Annotated in this window: 16 protein-coding genes; 10 read left to right on the forward strand and 6 right to left on the reverse strand. The window is 71.7% G+C overall.

The features are described 5' to 3' along the window. The first annotated feature begins 66 nt into the window (after positions 1 to 66). Positions 67 to 204, forward strand: coding sequence for a hypothetical protein (locus ACIBK3_RS44475; protein WP_399374197.1), 138 nt, complete (start codon positions 67 to 69; stop codon positions 202 to 204). Between the two features lie 84 nt (positions 205 to 288). Here the strand turns inward: ACIBK3_RS44475 and ACIBK3_RS44480 are convergent, their stop codons facing one another. Further along, the gene (locus tag ACIBK3_RS44480; protein ID WP_399374199.1) at positions 289 to 960 is read right to left on the reverse strand and encodes a response regulator; all 672 of its coding nucleotides are present in this window, start codon (positions 958 to 960) and stop codon (positions 289 to 291) included. Between the two features lie 76 nt (positions 961 to 1,036). Then, positions 1,037 to 2,239 (reverse strand): sensor histidine kinase, encoded by a 1,203-nt coding sequence (locus tag ACIBK3_RS44485; protein WP_399374200.1) that lies wholly within the window; start codon positions 2,237 to 2,239, stop codon positions 1,037 to 1,039. 117 nt (positions 2,240 to 2,356) lie between these two features. Between ACIBK3_RS44485 and ACIBK3_RS44490 the strand changes: the two genes are divergently transcribed. Further along, positions 2,357 to 3,361, forward strand: a complete 1,005-nt coding sequence (locus ACIBK3_RS44490) for an SAM-dependent methyltransferase (protein ID WP_399374201.1) — start codon at positions 2,357 to 2,359, stop codon at positions 3,359 to 3,361. 109 nt (positions 3,362 to 3,470) lie between these two features. Here ACIBK3_RS44490 and ACIBK3_RS44495 read toward each other — a convergent pair whose 3' ends face one another. Beyond that, the gene (locus ACIBK3_RS44495; RefSeq protein WP_399374203.1) at positions 3,471 to 4,622 is read right to left on the reverse strand and encodes an NADH-quinone oxidoreductase subunit D; all 1,152 of its coding nucleotides are present in this window, start codon (positions 4,620 to 4,622) and stop codon (positions 3,471 to 3,473) included. Between the two features lie 31 nt (positions 4,623 to 4,653). Between ACIBK3_RS44495 and ACIBK3_RS44500 the strand changes: the two genes are divergently transcribed. Together ACIBK3_RS44500 and ACIBK3_RS44505 are read left to right on the forward strand one after the other, a co-directional pair. After that, a complete protein-coding gene (locus ACIBK3_RS44500; protein WP_399374205.1) occupies positions 4,654 to 5,157 on the forward strand; it encodes a PH domain-containing protein in 504 nt (167 codons plus the stop codon). Next, positions 5,154 to 6,491, forward strand: coding sequence for a PH domain-containing protein (locus tag ACIBK3_RS44505; protein WP_399374207.1), 1,338 nt, complete (start codon positions 5,154 to 5,156; stop codon positions 6,489 to 6,491). The genes ACIBK3_RS44500 and ACIBK3_RS44505 overlap by 4 nt, the downstream gene beginning before the upstream one ends. 46 nt (positions 6,492 to 6,537) lie before the next feature. Here the strand turns inward: ACIBK3_RS44505 and ACIBK3_RS44510 are convergent, their stop codons facing one another. Together ACIBK3_RS44510 and ACIBK3_RS44515 are read right to left on the reverse strand one after the other, a co-directional pair. Then, complete coding sequence (locus ACIBK3_RS44510; protein WP_399374208.1) at positions 6,538 to 7,848, reverse strand: hypothetical protein; 1,311 nt, start codon at positions 7,846 to 7,848, stop codon at positions 6,538 to 6,540. Positions 7,849 to 8,062: 214 nt separating this feature from the next. Then, a complete protein-coding gene (locus ACIBK3_RS44515) occupies positions 8,063 to 9,190 on the reverse strand; it encodes an alpha/beta hydrolase (protein ID WP_399374209.1) in 1,128 nt (375 codons plus the stop codon). A 172-nt stretch (positions 9,191 to 9,362) separates the two neighbouring features. Between ACIBK3_RS44515 and ACIBK3_RS44520 the strand changes: the two genes are divergently transcribed. The 6 genes from ACIBK3_RS44520 to ACIBK3_RS44545 all read left to right on the forward strand — a co-directional run bounded on the left by ACIBK3_RS44520 (position 9,363) and on the right by ACIBK3_RS44545 (position 14,536). Continuing rightward, complete coding sequence (locus ACIBK3_RS44520) at positions 9,363 to 11,174, forward strand: phosphatidylglycerol lysyltransferase domain-containing protein (protein WP_399374211.1); 1,812 nt, start codon at positions 9,363 to 9,365, stop codon at positions 11,172 to 11,174. Between the two features lie 166 nt (positions 11,175 to 11,340). Then, on the forward strand, positions 11,341 to 12,231 hold the full coding sequence (gene folP / locus ACIBK3_RS44525; protein ID WP_399374213.1) for a dihydropteroate synthase: 891 nt from the start codon (positions 11,341 to 11,343) through the stop codon (positions 12,229 to 12,231). Next, on the forward strand, positions 12,228 to 12,731 hold the full coding sequence (locus ACIBK3_RS44530) for a nuclear transport factor 2 family protein (protein ID WP_399374215.1): 504 nt from the start codon (positions 12,228 to 12,230) through the stop codon (positions 12,729 to 12,731). The genes folP and ACIBK3_RS44530 overlap by 4 nt, the downstream gene beginning before the upstream one ends. A gap of 295 nt (positions 12,732 to 13,026) precedes the next feature. Continuing rightward, the gene (folB, locus tag ACIBK3_RS44535; RefSeq protein ID WP_399374217.1) at positions 13,027 to 13,386 is read left to right on the forward strand and encodes a dihydroneopterin aldolase; all 360 of its coding nucleotides are present in this window, start codon (positions 13,027 to 13,029) and stop codon (positions 13,384 to 13,386) included. Next, entirely contained in the window at positions 13,383 to 13,994 is a 612-nt protein-coding gene (folK, locus tag ACIBK3_RS44540; protein ID WP_399374218.1) for a 2-amino-4-hydroxy-6-hydroxymethyldihydropteridine diphosphokinase, read from the forward strand. The genes folB and folK overlap by 4 nt, the downstream gene beginning before the upstream one ends. Positions 13,995 to 14,050: 56 nt before the next feature. After that, positions 14,051 to 14,536, forward strand: a complete 486-nt coding sequence (locus tag ACIBK3_RS44545) for a DUF3180 domain-containing protein (protein WP_399374220.1) — start codon at positions 14,051 to 14,053, stop codon at positions 14,534 to 14,536. Positions 14,537 to 14,560: 24 nt separating this feature from the next. On the opposite strand, the gene folE is transcribed toward ACIBK3_RS44545, so the two are convergent. Further along, positions 14,561 to 15,166: a GTP cyclohydrolase I FolE gene (gene folE, locus ACIBK3_RS44550; RefSeq protein WP_399374221.1), complete on the reverse strand. Its 606-nt coding sequence runs from the start codon at positions 15,164 to 15,166 to the stop codon at positions 14,561 to 14,563. Positions 15,167 to 15,263: the final 97 nt, after the last annotated feature.

Raw genomic sequence — 15,263 nt, forward strand, 5'->3', positions numbered from 1 at the left:
GCTCACGGCCGGCCGTCATCCGCCCGCGGGCCGGTCGTTCGGCGAGCACCGCACGGAAGGCGGGCGGTGCCGCAGTTCCCGGACGACCTGCCGGTGTCCGGGGATGTCGTGGGCGCCGGGCGCGTGCGGCGCCTGCCCACCGAGCTGCCGGGCCCGGTACGTGTCCAGGAGGTGCTGGTGGATGCCCCGCCAGGCGGCTTCTGATGAATCCCCACCAGCCGGCTTCTGATGGATCCCCGCCAGGCGTCGACCATGCATCCCCGCCAGGCGTCGGCCATGGAGCCCCCGCTAGCCGCGCCCGCCCGCGCGCACCAGACCCGTCTCGTAGGCCAGGACGACGACCTGTACCCGGTCCCGCAGCCCCAGCTTGGTCAGGATGCGGCCCACATGGGTCTTGACGGTCGCCTCGGACAGCACGAGCCGGGCCGCGATCTCGCCGTTGGACAGGCCCTGGGCGACCAGCACCATGACCTCTCGCTCCCGGTCGGTGAGCCGCTCCAGCTCCTTGTACTGGGGCTCCTTGCCGGCACTCGGCAGCATCGGAGCGAAGCGGTCGAGCAGCCGGCGCGTGGTCGACGGCGCCACCACCGCGTCGCCGCTGTGCACCGAGCGGATCGCGGTGAGCAGCTCGCCGGGCGGCACGTCCTTGAGCATGAAGCCGGAGGCGCCCGCCTTCAGCCCGGAGAACGCGTACTCGTCCAGGTCGAAGGTGGTCAGGATCAGCACCTTCGGCGGGTCGGGCTCCGAGCAGATGCGGCGGGTGGTCTCCACCCCGTCCAGCTTCGGCATCCGGACGTCCATCAGCACGACGTCCACGGCGGTCGAGCGCAGCACCTGAAGGGCCTCGACACCGTCGCCCGCCTCCGCGACGACCTCCATGTCCGGCTGGGCCGCGAGCACCATCCGGAACCCGGTGCGCAGCAGCACCTGGTCGTCGACGAGCATCACGCGGATCGTCATGGGGCCTCTTCCGTGGGTTGTTGCGGGGTGCGGGGCAGGGGGCGTGACAGGTGTCAACCGAGGGCGTACGTAGGCGTCAGTGCGCCGGTTTGAGCGGGAGCAGGGCGCTGATGCGGAATCCTCCGCCGGGACGCGGGCCCGCGTCCAGGGTGCCGCCGACCATGCCGACCCGCTCGCGCATACCGATCAGGCCGTGGCCGGCGCCGTCGACGCCGCCCTCCTCGTACAGCTCGTGCGGGGCGCCCTTGCCGTCGTCCTCGACGAGCAGGCCGAGGCCGTCGTCGAAGTAGACCAGCCGGACGCTGGCGCCCGCGTTCGGGCCGCCGTGCTTGCGCGTGTTGGTCAGCGCCTCCTGCACGATGCGGTACGCCGTGAGCTCGACGCCGCTGGGCAGCGGTCGCGGGGTGCCCTCGATCTTGAAGTCGACGGGCAGTCCGGAGCCCCGGCACTGCTCGACCAGGTCCTCGATCTGCTCCACGTCGGGCTGCGGGACGTACTCGCCGCCCTCCTGGTGCTCGCCGGTGCGCAGCACGCCCAGCAGGCGGCGCATCTCGGCGAGCGCCTGGCGGCCGGTGGAGGAGATGGTCTCCAGGGCCTTTTTCGCCTGGTCGGGGGCCGCGTCGAGGACGTAGGCGGCGCCGTCGGCCTGGACCACCATCACCGAGACGTTGTGCGCGACGACGTCGTGCAGCTCGCGCGCGATCCGCGCGCGCTCGGCGGCGACCGCGACCTTGGACTGCGCCTCGCGCTCCCTCTCCAGCCGCGCGGCCCGCTCCTCCAGCTGCGCGAAGTAGGCGCGGCGGGTGCGGATCGAGTCGCCGAGGACCCAGGCCAGCGCGAACGGCACCGTCTGGAAGACCATGAGGGCGACGTTGCCCAGGGCGCTCGTGTCCTGGTTGGGCCAGCGCAACTGGGCCACCGGAGCCGCGCACAGACCCGTCGCCAGCGCGAGCCGGGAGGCCCAGCGCTCGCCCGTGGCGGCCACGGTGTAGACGATCGCCAGCAGGGCGAAGTCGGCGGCCATCGTCTCGACGTCCAGCGCGACCTGCGCGACACCGAGCCCGAGGCCCAGCAGCAGCATCTTCTCCGGCATTTTCCGGCGCAGCGCGACCACCAGGCACAGCAGCAGCATGACCGGGACGATCACACCGGGGGAGTCCGTCCCCCGGCCGACCTGCCGGGCGTCCTCGCTCGCCACCGAGATCCCGAGCAGGACAACGGCCCAGACAATGTCGACCCATGTCGGGTGTCTGCGGAGGAAATCGTAGAGGCGCTGCACGTAACCCAGCGTAGGGAAGTCAGATGCGTGCAGGGGTCAACCGGAGGACCGATCCCTGTCTCGCCCGCATACTCCGCAAGGTGGAGTTTTGGTGATTGCGTTCCCTAACCTGGGCCGGTGGCGGCAGAGGCGGCGGGCGAGTGGCAGGGCTGGCGGGCGGCGGCCGAGGCGGCTTTGTACGGCCCGGACGGCTTCTATCGCAGGCCCGAGGGACCGGCCGGGCACTTCCGTACGTCCGTGCACGCGTCGCCGTTGTTCGCCCAGGCCGTGGCCCGGCTGCTGTGCCGGGTCGACGAGGCGCTGGGGCGGCCCGCGGAGCTCGGCTTCGTCGACATGGCCGCGGGGCGCGGCGAGCTGGCCGCCGGAGTGCTCGCCGCGCTGCCGGCCGAGGTGGCCGCCCGCGCGCGCGGGTACGCCGTCGAGATCACCGAGCGCCCCGAGGGCCTCCATCACCGGATCGAGTGGCTGGCCGAGCCCCCGAAGGGGATCACCGGGCTGCTGTTCGCCAACGAGTGGCTGGACAACGTGCCCGTGGAGGTCGCCGAGGTGGACTCCGCGGGCGAGGCGCGGCGGGTGCTCGTACGGGAGGACGGGCGGGAGCGGCTCGGGGAGCCGGTCTCCGGCGCGGAGGCGGGGTGGCTCGCCCGATGGTGGCCGCTGCCGGCCGAGGAGGGGGCACGGGCGGAGATCGGGCTGCCCCGCGACGAGGCGTGGGCGACGGCGGTCGCGACCGTGGAGCGGGGCCTCGCGGTGGCGGTGGACTACGCGCACACGAGGGACGCGCGCCCGCCGTTCGGAACGCTCACCGGCTTCCGGGAGGGGCGGGCGACTGCACCCGTGCCGGACGGGTCCTGTGACATCACGGCGCATGTCGCACTGGACGCGTGCCTGGACGCGTGTGCGCTCCCCGGCGGGCGCCTCCTGACCCAGCGCGACGCCTTGCGCACCCTCGGCATCAGCGGCGCACGCCCCTCGCTCGCGATGGCGTCCACTCAGCCCACGGCCTACGTGCGCGCCCTCGCGAGCGCCGGCGAGGCCGCCGAACTCACCGCGGCGGGCGGACTCGGCGACTTCCGCTGGCTGCTCCAGCCGGTCGGCGTCGCGGACGTCCTCGCCGACTGAACCTGCCCACCGACCGGCTCTTTCCCGGGCGCGTCCGTAACTCCCCGCGGCCGGGCTGTGCGCTGATCCGAGACAGCCGCTCGACGGCTGCTTGTCGGCTGCTTGTCGGCTACTTGTCGATGTCTCCGACCACGAAGAACAGCGACCCCAGAATCGCCACCATGTCCGCCACCAGCGTGCCCGGCAGCAGCTCCGCCAGCGCCTGGATGTTGTTGTACGAGGCCGAGCGCAGCTTGAGCCGGTACGGGGTCTTCTCGCCCTTGCTGACCAGGTAGTAGCCGTTGATGCCGAGGGGGTTCTCGGTCCACGCGTACGTGTGGCCCTCGGGCGCCTTCAGGACCTTGGGGAGCCGCTGGTTGACCGGCCCGGGCGGCAGCTCGGCGAGCCGGTCGAGGCAGGCGTCGGCGAGATCCAGGGAGTTGTGCGTCTGCTCCAGCAGGACCTCGAAGCGGGCGAGGCAGTCGCCCTCCTTCCGGATCACCACCTTCAGGGTGTCCTGCAGCTCCCCGTACGCGAGGTACGGCTCGTCGCGGCGCAGGTCGAAGTCGACGCCCGAGGCGCGCGCGACCGGCCCGCTCACGCCGTACGCGTGCACGGTCTCCGGCGCGAGGACACCCACGCCCCGCGTGCGCCCCCGGAAGATCTCGTTGCCGAGCACCAGGTCGTCGAACCGGTCCATGCGCGAGCGCACGGCCGCGACCGCCGCACGCGCGCGTGCGGCCCATCCCGCGGGCAGGTCCTCCTTGAGGCCGCCGACGCGGTTGAACATGTAGTGCATACGGCCGCCGGAGACCTCCTCCATGACGTTCTGGAGGACCTCGCGTTCCCGGAACGCGTAGAAGACCGGCGTGATCCCGCCGAGCTCCAGAGGGTACGAGCCGAGGAACATCAGGTGGTTCAGCACCCGGTTCAGCTCGGCGAGCAGCGTGCGGGTCCACACCGCGCGCGGGGGGACCTCCATGCCGAGCATGCGCTCCACGCCGAGGACCACACCCAGCTCGTTGGAGAAGGCCGACAGCCAGTCGTGGCGGTTGGCGAGCATGATGATCTGGCGGTAGTCGCGCGCCTCGAAGAGCTTCTCCGCGCCGCGGTGCATATAGCCGATCACCGGCTCCGCGTGCTGGATCCGCTCGCCGTCCAGGACGAGCCTGAGACGCAGCACCCCGTGCGTGGAGGGATGCTGCGGGCCGATGTTGAGCACCATGTCGGTGCTCTCCGCGGCGCCGCCGATTCCGACCATGGTCTCCGTCGTAGGAGTCATGGACCCAGTCTCTCCTACGTACGCTGGCCCCATGGAGACGGGGAGCGGACCGGACACGGGCACGACAGGGGCCGAGCCGGTGTGGACGGGGCTGCCGCCGAGACTGCTGAGCATGCGGCGGCTGCTGCTGGTGGTGTGGCTGGGCCTGCTCGCCGTGGCCCTGGGGCTGCTGCTCGGGCTGCTGGTCGGACCCGGCTGGGCCGCCTTCGCGCTGCTGCCGCCGGCGCTGGGCGGCTGGGGATGGGTGATGCTCGGCCGCAACTGGCGCTCCTGGCGGTACGCCGAACGCGCCGACGACCTGCTGATCAGCCGGGGTGTGCTGTGGCAGGAGGAGACCGTGGTGCCGTACGGGCGGATGCAGCTGGTCGAGGTCACCTCAGGGCCCGTCGAACGGCACTTCCGGCTGGCCAGCGTGCAGCTGCACACCGCTGCCGCCGCGACCGACGCGACCATCCCGGGGCTCGATCCGGCCGAGGCGGAACGGCTGCGGGACCGGCTCACCGAGCTCGGCGAGGCCCGATCGGCGGGGCTGTGACGGCCCCGGGCGTCGAGGGCGGAGTACGCGAGACGCCGCCTCTGGCCGAGCGGCGGCTGCATCCCGTGACCCCGCTGAGGCGGGCCTGGGCGCCGATCGCCGTGATCATCGGCTGGGCCGTGCACGATCCGAACCAGGCGCAGGAGCAGTTGGCCAGGCTGACCACGGCCACCCTGCTGATCGGCCTCGCCGTGTTCGTCCCGGCCGCCGCTCTCTACGGCTTTCTGACCTGGTGGTTCACCCACTTCGCGGTGACCGACAGCGAACTGCGCATCCGGACCGGGTTGGTGTTCCGGCGCACCGCGCACATCCGGCTGGAGCGGATCCAGGCCGTCGACGTGACCCAGCCGCTGCTCGCGCGGGTCGCGGGCGTCGCGAAACTCAAACTCGACGTCATAGGGACCGACAAGAAGGACGAGCTGGCCTTCCTGGGCGAGGACGAGGCGCGTGCGCTGCGCGCGGAACTCCTCGCGCGCGCCGCCGGGTTCGCCCCCGAGACGGCGCACGAGGTCGGCGAGGCGCCCTCCCGCGAGCTGCTGCGTGTGCCGCCGCGTGTCCTCGCCGTCTCGCTGGTGCTGACCGGAGCGACCTGGGGCGCGCTGGCCGCCGCGCTCGTCGTGCCCCCTCTGCTGTGGCTGGCCACCCACAGCGTGTGGACGGTCCTCGCGACCGGTGTGCCGCTGCTCGGCGCGGCGGGCGCGAGCAGTGCGGGGCGGTTCGTCGGCGAGTACGACTGGACGGTGGGCGAGTCGCCGGACGGGCTGCGCATCGACCACGGGCTGCTCGACCGGACGCACGAGACGGTGCCGCCGGGCCGCGTGCAGACCGTACGGATCGTGGAACCGCTGCTGTGGCGGCGGCGCGACTGGGTGCGGGTGGAGCTGGACGTGGCGGGATCGTCCAACTCGGTGCTGGTACCGGTCGCCCCGCGCGCGATCGCCGAGTCGGTCGTCGCGCGGGTGCTGCCCGGGGTGACCGTGCCGCCGAGGTCGGCGCTGTCCCGGCCGCCGCGGCGGGCCGGACGGTGCCTGCCGGTGTGGTGGCGGGGGTACGGACTCGCCGTCAGCGAGGGCGTGTTCGCGGCCCGGCACGGGCTGCTGCGCCGGAGCCTGTCACTCGTCCCCCACGCGAAGGTGCAGAGCGTTCGGCTCGCTCAAGGGCCCTGGCAGCGCCTGTGGCGGATCGCGGACGTGCACGTGGACACGGGGGCCAACAAGACCGTGACAGCCCGTCTGCGGGACGCCCAGGAGGCGGCGGAGCTGCTCAGGGCCCAGGCGGAGAGGTCACGGACGGGACGCAGGGACGCCCGGCCGGACCGGTGGATGGCTCCCTAGCCGCCGACGCCGGCCGACACCCGTCGGCAAACACGTGCCGCCCGGCTCAGGAAACCGCGCTCCGCAGGCCCTGTACGTCGATCTGTTCCGTCTCGTCGTGGGCCGTCAGGTCGATCACCTGGCCGACGCCCCGCGCACCCTCGTCCGCCGGCTTGAAGTCCGCCTCCGACTCGGCCTTGTGGAGGGCGAGCGCCTCCTGGCCGACCACGTCGGCGAGGTCCTCGTTCTGCACGGCCTCCAGGGCGGCCGGCGCGGCCCCCTGCTTCGTACCGAAGAAGTCGAAGCCGCCCTCGACCGAGGGACGCCGCGCGGGCGTCGGCGGTACGACCGCCACCGCGGTCGGCGCGACGAAGTGCCCGCTGGACTGGCGGGCGGGCTGGGCCGCCCTCGCCGAGGAGGTGGCGGCCGCGCGCTGATGCCCGTCGACCGCCTCGGGCTTCCCCTGCGCCTCGTCCTCCTGCGCGGCCTCCGGCTGACCGTTCCCGGCGGCACCGGCCGCGGGGCCCTCGGCGGCGGGGACCTTCACCGTCTCGCCGTCGGGGTCGTCCTCGGGCACGCCGTTGGGGGCGTCCTTGTGACCGGCCTTCTTGAGGTCTTCGGAGTTCTTGGAACGCGCGGCAGAACTGATGTTCTTGGAGGTCTGGGACTTCTTGGCGTCGGCGTCGGCATCTTCGAACTCGTCGGCCTCGTCGGCCTCGGTCTCCACCTCGGACTCCACGGAGTCCGTGGCGGTACCGTCCGTACCGTCGTTGTCACCGTCACCACCGAAGCGCGCCAGCGCCCCCATGGCCCGCAGGAACAGCTGCGACCCCTCCGGCGAGAAGATCGCGGGTGCCTCGGGCCGTTCCTCCGCCTCCGGGTCGGCCGGGGCAGCCACAGGCCCCGCCTCGGCCACCGGACCGGCCTGGGCCGGCAGCAGCTCGCGGGGCGGAGCCGACGCCTCTATCTCCAGCAGACGGCGGCCCTCCAGGGCACTTGCCCGCTCGGTCTCCGCCGTGGCGTACCGCCGCAGCAGCGCCGCGTGTTCGTTGCGCAGCCCCGCCAGTTCCGACCGCTTGGCCCGCAGCCGCTGCTCCAGCTTGGCCCGCAGCTCGCGCGACTCCTCCAGGTCGGTCTCCAGTTCGGCGACCCGCTCCTCGTACCGCCACTCGTCGCTCGCCCGCGCGCGCGTGAGGTCGGCGACCTGCTTGCCGGCCTGGGTGTCCCAGCGGCGCATGACGACCGCACCGCCGATGGCCGTCGCCGCGGCGGCCCCGGCCAGCCCACGGAGCACCGTCGCATCCGTGAACAGCCATGGGCCCAGGGCGCAGACGAGGGAGACGCCTGCGATCGCCGACGGAGGGAGCAGTCTGTGCAAAGGCGGGGAATGGCGGTGACGTCCACGTGGCATGGCCAGAAACTTACCGCGAGTAGGAGAATGTTGGTGGCCCACCCCGTAAAAAGACAGCCATCCCGCGGCCTTCACACGTCATCAGGAATCAGATCGGTCACCGAATTCGGCAGGACCGGCAAGACGGGGCCGACGAGTACGGACGAGCAAGGGCGAGTACACCGGAAAAGCAAGATCGTTCTCACCGGTCGCCCAGCCGTCCGCTGATCCACTGGAGTGTCGCCGGAATCTCCCGTCTCCAGGTGTTGAAGTTGTGCCCGCCGCTTTCGAGGATGATCGACGAGATACGGGTCCGCTTCGTGTCCTTGACCCGCTCGATGAACTTCAGGGTGTCCTTGTAGTTCGGCTCTCCGACCTTGCTGCTGGTGACGAGCAGCGAAGTGTCGGGACCGGGCATGTGCGTGAGGTACCACCAGAGGTTCGCGCGGTCCCGCAGCCCCTTGTCGCCGTGGAAGAGGTCGCCCGTGGTGGGGTCGACGGGTGCTTTGTAGTACGCCGACAGGCCCGCCCCGGCGGCGTACACCCCGGGATGGTGCAGGGCGAGTTTCAGTGCGCAGTAACCGCCCGTGGAGTCGCCGATGATGCCCCAGTTCCCCGGTTTCCTGTCCACCCTGTAGTGCGTGGTCACCGCGTCGGGCAGGTCCTTCGCGAAGAACGACTCGGTCTGCGGGCCGCCAGGGATGTCCGCGCACTCCGTGTCCCGCGGCGGCGCCACGGTCGGCCGGAGCATCACCAGGATCATCGGCCGCATACGGCCGTCCCGGGCGAGTTCCAAAGCGGTGCGCGGATAGTGGAGTTTGTCCACCAGCGCGCGTGCGGTGCCCGGATAACCGGTGAGGACGACGGCCGCGGGAAAGGTCCGCGTGCGGTAGCGCGGCTGGAAGTACTCCGGCGGCAGATACACGTACGCGCGCGTGGCGATGCGCGTCGTGCGCCCCACCAGGTCGACCTCGTCGATCTGTCCGTCCGACGACGGCCGGAAGCCGCCCCTGCCCCGCACCCTTCCCGTGTCGATCACCCGGACAGGCCCGCCCGAGGTGACGCCCGCGGTGTGGTCGACGACCACGCCCTGGCCGGTCTCCCGGCCGAACAGGTCCGCCCAGGACGCGTAGAACCCGAAGGCCTGGTTGGCGGCCAGACCCACCGACACGAAGAGCGCCACCTGAGTAGCGAGCAGCAGACCCACACGCCCGCCGACGGCCCGCCAACTCCGCCGCGCCAGCCGCGGCCACAGCCAGACCGTGCCGCCGAACAGCAGTAAGGCGGCCAGCACCGCCACTGCCAGCGTGTTGTTGCTCGTGAGACCCATTGGTTGCTTCCGCTTTCCTCGGTCTTTGGACCGCCTTTGTGGAGATGAGTGAACCTCTCTCCCCTGGACACCGTCCTAGAGGGCGCAATGTCGCCGGATGCCCGAATCGGCACCGGATCCAAGGTCTCTCGCAGAACTACGGGATGCGATGTCTGTCAGGACAGATGAGGAAATGTCGGGCGGGGTTCCGACCCGATCACCCCGGGTGCGGCGCGTACTGCGTGGCCCGCGCCCCGAAGCAGTACCCGCCCTCGTCGGCAGAGCCTGTGCCCTCGTGGGCCTGGTGGACATCGCCGCGGGCGTGTTCCCGCGCTTCCGGCACAGCCGTATGCACACCATCGCGGAGGTGCTGCCCGGCGCGCTCGGCCCGTTCGCGGCCGCGCTCTCGCTCAGCGCCGGTGTGCTGTTGCTGCTGCTCGCCCACGGGCTCAAGCGCCACAAACGCCGCGCCTGGCGGGCCGCGGTGGTGCTGCTCCCGGCGGGCGCGGTGGGCCAGTTCACGTACCGGCACTCCCTGGTGGGCATGCTGATCTCGCTGGCGCTGCTCGCGCCCCTGCTGCGCCACCGCGACCAGTTCACGGCCCTGCCCGACCCGCGCAGCCGCTGGCGCGCACTCGCCAACTTCGTCCTCATGGGCGCCGGTTCCCTCGGCCTCGGGCTGGTCATCGTCAGCGCCCACCCGGGCCGCATGGTCGGCGACCCGAGCCTGGCCGATCGCATCACGCACGTCCTGTACGGCCTGTTCGGCTTCGAGGGACCGGTCGACTACCAGGGCAACACCTCATGGACGGTCGCCTTCTCGCTGGGCGCCCTGGGCCTGCTCACCGCCGTCACCACGATCTACCTGGCCTTCCGCCCCGAACACCCCGCGGCCCGCCTCACCGAGGAGGACGAAGCACACCTGCGTGCCCTGCTGGACAAACATGGAGGCCGCGACTCCCTGGGCCACTTCGCCCTGCGCCGCGACAAGGCCGTCGTCTTCTCCCCCAGCGGCAAAGCCGCGGTCACCTACCGCGTCGTCTCCGGCGTCATGCTCGCCAGCGGCGATCCCATCGGCGACGTCGAGGCCTGGCCCGGCGCCATCGAACGCTTCATGGACGAAGCCCGCGCCCACTCCTGGACCCCCGCCGTCATGGGCTGCTCCGAAACCGGCGGCGAGGTCTGGACCCGCGAAACCGGCCTCGACGCCCTCGAACTGGGCGACGAGGCGGTGGTGGACGTCGCGGATTTCTCGCTCGCCGGCCGCGCGATGCGCAACGTGCGCCAGATGGTCAAACGCATCGAGCGGGCCGGTTACGAGACCCGGGTACGGCGTGTCCGTGACCTCGGCGAAGCCGAACTGGAGCGCATCCGCCACGCCGCCGAGGACTGGCGCGGCACCGACACCGAACGCGGCTTCTCCATGGCCCTGGGCCGCATCGGCGACCCCGCCGACGGCGACTGCCTCATCGCCACCGCGCACAAGAGCGACGACCACCCCGGCCCCTACGGCGACCTCAAGGCGATCCTGCACTTCGTGCCCTGGGGCACCGACGGCGCCTCCCTCGACCTGATGCGCCGTGACCGCGCCGCCGACCCCGGCATGAACGAACTCCTCATCGTCGCCGCTCTCCAGGCCGCCCCCCGTCTCGGCGTCACCCGTGTCTCGCTGAACTTCGCCATGTTCCGCTCCGCCCTGGCCCGCGGCGAGAAGATCGGTGCCGGCCCGGTACTGCGCGCCTGGCGCGGACTGCTGGTCTTCCTCTCCCGCTGGTTCCAGATCGAGTCCCTCTACAAGTTCAACGCCAAGTTCCAGCCCCGCTGGGAGCCCCGCTTCGTCGTCTACCGTGCCTCCGGCGACCTGCCCCGCATCGGCTTCGCCGCCATGCAGGCCGAAGGCTTCGTCAACGTCGCCCTTCCGCTGCCTCGCTTCCTGCGCCGCCGTACGGCCCCGGCCCGCGTGTGTGCCCACGGAACGGCGGAACGCAACGTCCGGGCGGCGTGACAGCGGTGACCCACGGCCCGTGGGTCACCGATACGGGCCCGAGCGGAAGCCCCACCCCCTCCTCCAGCCCGGAGGCCTCCGCTCGGGTCCCTTCACGCCGATGTACGACGGCCACGTCGGCCGGGCCCCGGGCGGCGCGGGCCCGCGCTGGGCCTAGGCTGAACTCATGAGCAAGCAGAGCGGACGCGGGCGCGTCGCGGGCCTTCCGGAGTGGGATCGCTGCGCGGTCATGGGAGTCGTGAACGTCACCCCCGATTCCTTCTCCGACGGCGGCCGCTTCTTCGACACCACGGCCGCCGTCAAACACGGTCTCGACCTGGTGACCGAGGGCGCCGACCTGGTCGACGTAGGCGGCGAGTCCACCCGCCCCGGCGCCACCCGTGTCGACGAGACCGAAGAGCTCAAGCGGGTCATCCCGGTCGTCCGCGGCCTCGCCTCCGAGGGCGTCACCGTCTCCGTCGACACCATGCGCGCCTCCGTCGCCGAGCAGGCCCTCGCGGCCGGCGCCGCCCTCGTCAACGACGTCAGCGGCGGTCTCGCCGACCCCTCGATGATCCCGGTCGTCGCCGCGTCGGGCGCCCCCTTCGTCGTCATGCACTGGCGCGGCTTCCTGGAGGGCGGAAACGTCCGGGGCGTGTACGAGGACGTCGTCTGCGAGGTCGTCGATGAGCTCCACGCGCGCGTGGAAGCCGTTCTGGCCGGCGGCATCGCCCCCGACCGGGTCGTCGTCGACCCCGGCCTCGGCTTCTCCAAGGACGCCGAGCACGATCTCATCCTCCTCGCCCGTCTCGACCGTCTGCTGGGCCTCGGGCATCCGCTGCTCGTCGCCGCCTCCCGCAAGCGGTTCCTGGGCCGTGTCCTGGCCGGCCCGCAGGGCTCGCCGCCGCCCGCGCGTGAGCGCGACGCCGCCACGGCCGCCGTCTCCGCGCTCGCGGCGCACGCCGGCGCGTGGGCGGTACGCGTGCACGAGGTGCGCGCGACGGCGGACGCGGTACGGGTCGCGCGCGCCGTGGAGGGAGCACGCGCCGCGGGCGACGGAGCAGAAGGAGTCCGGTGAGCGCCCCCCACACCGATGTGGAAGAGGTCGAACTCGCCAACACCTCTTTCTACGAGGCCATGGAACGCGGTGACTTCGAAACGGTGTCCTCGCTCTGGCTCACCCCGGCCGACCTGGGCGTCGACGAGTCGTACCACGATCCGGCCGACGTCGGGGTGATCTCCTGCGTGCACCCGGGCTGGCCGGTGCTCACCGGCCGCGGCGAGGTCCTCAGGTCGTACGCCCTGATCATGGCGAACACGGACTACATCCAGTTCATCCTCACCGACGTGCATGTCTCCGTCGGCGGCGACACCGCACTGGTGACCTGCACCGAGAACATCCTCAGCGGCGGCCCCGCCCCCGAGGGCAGCGAGGAACTCGGGCCCCTCGTCGGCCAACTGGTGGTCGCCACCAACGTGTTCCGCCGCACCCCCGACGGCTGGAAACTCTGGTCCCACCACGCCTCCCCGGTTCTGGCCGAAACCGACGAGGACGAGGGCGACGACACCCCCGCCTGAGTGGGTAGGCGGCCCAGTGGACGGGCCGGAGGCCGGGCCCCCGGAAGCCATCCGGGACCGCCCGCAGGGACCAAGAAGTGGTTGGAATCACCTACCCCCGGGTAAAGGCGGGTACCGGCCCGTGAGCCGCCGGGTTCCCCGGGGGAAACACCGGGTGAAACCTCCTGGTCCGGGCACGGGCAGGCGTCCCGCGGCCCGGCTCTGTCAGTGCTCGCAGGTAGATTCCTTTGAGGCCGGTGTACCGCCCGCACACGGTACGGACCGGCCGTGACCGACGATTGCAGGAGTGATTCGCGTGGATCGTGTCGCGCTGCGCGGCCTGAAGGCCCGCGGGCACCACGGTGTGTTCCCCAAGGAGCGCGAGGAGGGCCAGACCTTTCTCGTGGACCTCGTCCTGAGCCTGGACACCCGCCCGGCCGCCGCCGACGACGACCTGACGAAGACCGTGCACTACGGCATCGTGGCGGAGGAGGTGGTGGCCGTCGTCGAGGGCGAGCCCGTCAACCTCATCGAGACGCTCGCCGAGCGCATCGCCCAGGCCTGTCTGAAGCACGAAGGGGTCGAGCAGGTCGAGGTCTGCGTCCACAAGCCGGACGCGCCGATCACCGTCCCCTTCGACGACGTGACCGTCACCATCACCCGGAGCCGAGTATGACCGCGTCCTTCACCAAGGGTCACAGCGACCCGACCGTACAGCCGGTACCCGCCTCCGTCGTCGAGAAGGTCGACGCCGCCGACACCACCCTCCACAACCCGAAACGGGCCGTGCTCTCCCTGGGCTCCAACCTCGGCAACCGTCTGGAGACCCTGCAGGGCGCCATCGACGCCCTGGAGGACACCCCGGGCGTCCGCGTCAAGGCGGTCTCCCCGGTGTACGAGACGGAGCCCTGGGGCGTCGAGCCCGGCAGCCAGCCCTCGTACTTCAACGCGGTCGTCGTCCTCAAGACGACCCTGCCCCCGTCCTCCCTCCTGGAGCGGGCGCACGCCGTCGAGGAGGCTTTCCACCGCGTCCGCGAGGAGCGCTGGGGCGCGCGTACCCTCGACGTCGACATCGTGGCGTACGCCGATGTCGTCACCGCCGACCCGCACCTGACCCTCCCCCACCCGCGCGCCCACGAACGCGCCTTCGTCCTGGCTCCCTGGCACGACGTGGAGCCCGAGGCCCAGCTGCCCGGACGCGGCCCGGTCGCCGACCTCCTCGGCTCGGTCACCAAAGAAGGCGTCGAAGCACGCAAGGACCTGGAACTCCGGCTGCCCGAATAGCCGTTAAGGTCAAGACGGGCAAAGTCCGGGGACCGCGGGGGAGCTGAAAGGACACCGTGAGAGAGCTGCGTATCAGGGTGCTGGTCGGCGTGTTCGGCGTCGCCGGGATCCTGTCCTGGGCGGGCGCCCGCCTGTGGAACTCGGTCGGGACCCTGCCCAGCGTTCCCCTGGCCGCGCCCGTCGTCCTGGCCCTGATCGCCGTCGTGCTGCTCTCCACGGCGCTCTCGATCCGCGCCCGCCTCAAGGCCCAGCGTGAACGCCGTCCCGAGGCCAAGGGCGTCGACCCGCTGATGGCGGCCCGCGCGGTCGTCTTCGGTCAGGCCAGCGCCCTGGTCGCCGCCCTGGTCTCCGGTATGTACGGCGGAACCGGAGTCTTCCTCCTGGAGTCCCTCGACATCCCCGCCCGCCGCGACCAGGCGATCTACGCCGGCTTCTCGGTCCTTGCGGGAATCGCCGTCATAGCGGCCGCCATCTTCCTGGAGCGGGTCTGCAAGCTCCCGGAGGACGAGGACGACAACAACGGAGCCACCTCGGCGGCGTGACGCCGAGTCGGCCCGGCCCTTTGATCAGCGGGCCAGTATCAGGCTCATCGCCTCGGCCCGCGTCGTGGCATCCCGCAACTGGCCGCGCACGGCCGACGTGGTGGTCTTGGCGCCGGGCTTCCTGATCCCCCGTACCGACATGCACATGTGCTCGGCCTCGATGACCACGATCACCCCGCGGGCCTCGAGGATCCTCACGAGGGAGTCGGCGACCTGGGTGGTGAGCCGTTCCTGCACTTGGAGCCGACGAGCGAACACCTCGACCAGCCGGGCGAGCTTCGACAGGCCCGTGATCTTGCCGCTCTCCGCCGGGATGTACCCGACGTGGGCCACACCGTGGAACGGCAGCATGTGGTGCTCGCACAGGCTGACGATCTCGATGTCCTTGACCAGGATCATCTCGTCGTGCCCGAGGTCGAACGTGGTCGTCAGGACGTCCTCGGGCTCCTGCGTCTGCCCTACCAGCAGCTCCCGGTACGCCCGCGCCACCCGCCCCGGCGTCTCCCTGAGGCCCTCGCGGTCGGGATCCTCGCCGACCGCGATCAGCAGTTCGCGTACGGCGTTCTCGGCGCGCTTCTCGTCGAACTCGCCGATGGGACCCTCGCCGTCCAGCGTCACGGGGTCGGTCATGTGGTGCCTCGTTCCTGTGCCTGTCACGCGTGTGGGCCACGCGCCTCATTCGCGGACATACACGAATGCCGCGCCCCCAGGCTAGAACCTTGGGGGG

It is taken from the genome of Streptomyces sp. NPDC050287, from assembly GCF_044459385.1.
Taxonomy (GTDB): domain Bacteria; phylum Actinomycetota; class Actinomycetes; order Streptomycetales; family Streptomycetaceae; genus Streptomyces.

Excerpts from the sequence above, each read along its gene's own strand:
- ACIBK3_RS44480 (WP_399374199.1), bottom strand. The coding sequence starts at position 960 with ATGACGATCCGCGTGATGCTCGTCGACGACCAGGTGCTGCTGCGCACC.
- ACIBK3_RS44495 (WP_399374203.1), bottom strand. The coding sequence starts at position 4,622 with ATGACTCCTACGACGGAGACCATGGTCGGAATCGGCGGCGCCGCGGAG.
- folK (WP_399374218.1), top strand. The coding sequence starts at position 13,383 with ATGACCGCGTCCTTCACCAAGGGTCACAGCGACCCGACCGTACAGCCG.
- ACIBK3_RS44500 (WP_399374205.1), top strand. The coding sequence starts at position 4,654 with ATGGAGACGGGGAGCGGACCGGACACGGGCACGACAGGGGCCGAGCCG.
- folP (WP_399374213.1), top strand. The coding sequence starts at position 11,341 with ATGAGCAAGCAGAGCGGACGCGGGCGCGTCGCGGGCCTTCCGGAGTGG.
- folE (WP_399374221.1), bottom strand. The coding sequence starts at position 15,166 with ATGACCGACCCCGTGACGCTGGACGGCGAGGGTCCCATCGGCGAGTTC.
- ACIBK3_RS44515 (WP_399374209.1), bottom strand. The coding sequence starts at position 9,190 with ATGGGTCTCACGAGCAACAACACGCTGGCAGTGGCGGTGCTGGCCGCC.
- ACIBK3_RS44520 (WP_399374211.1), top strand. The coding sequence starts at position 9,363 with ATGTCGGGCGGGGTTCCGACCCGATCACCCCGGGTGCGGCGCGTACTG.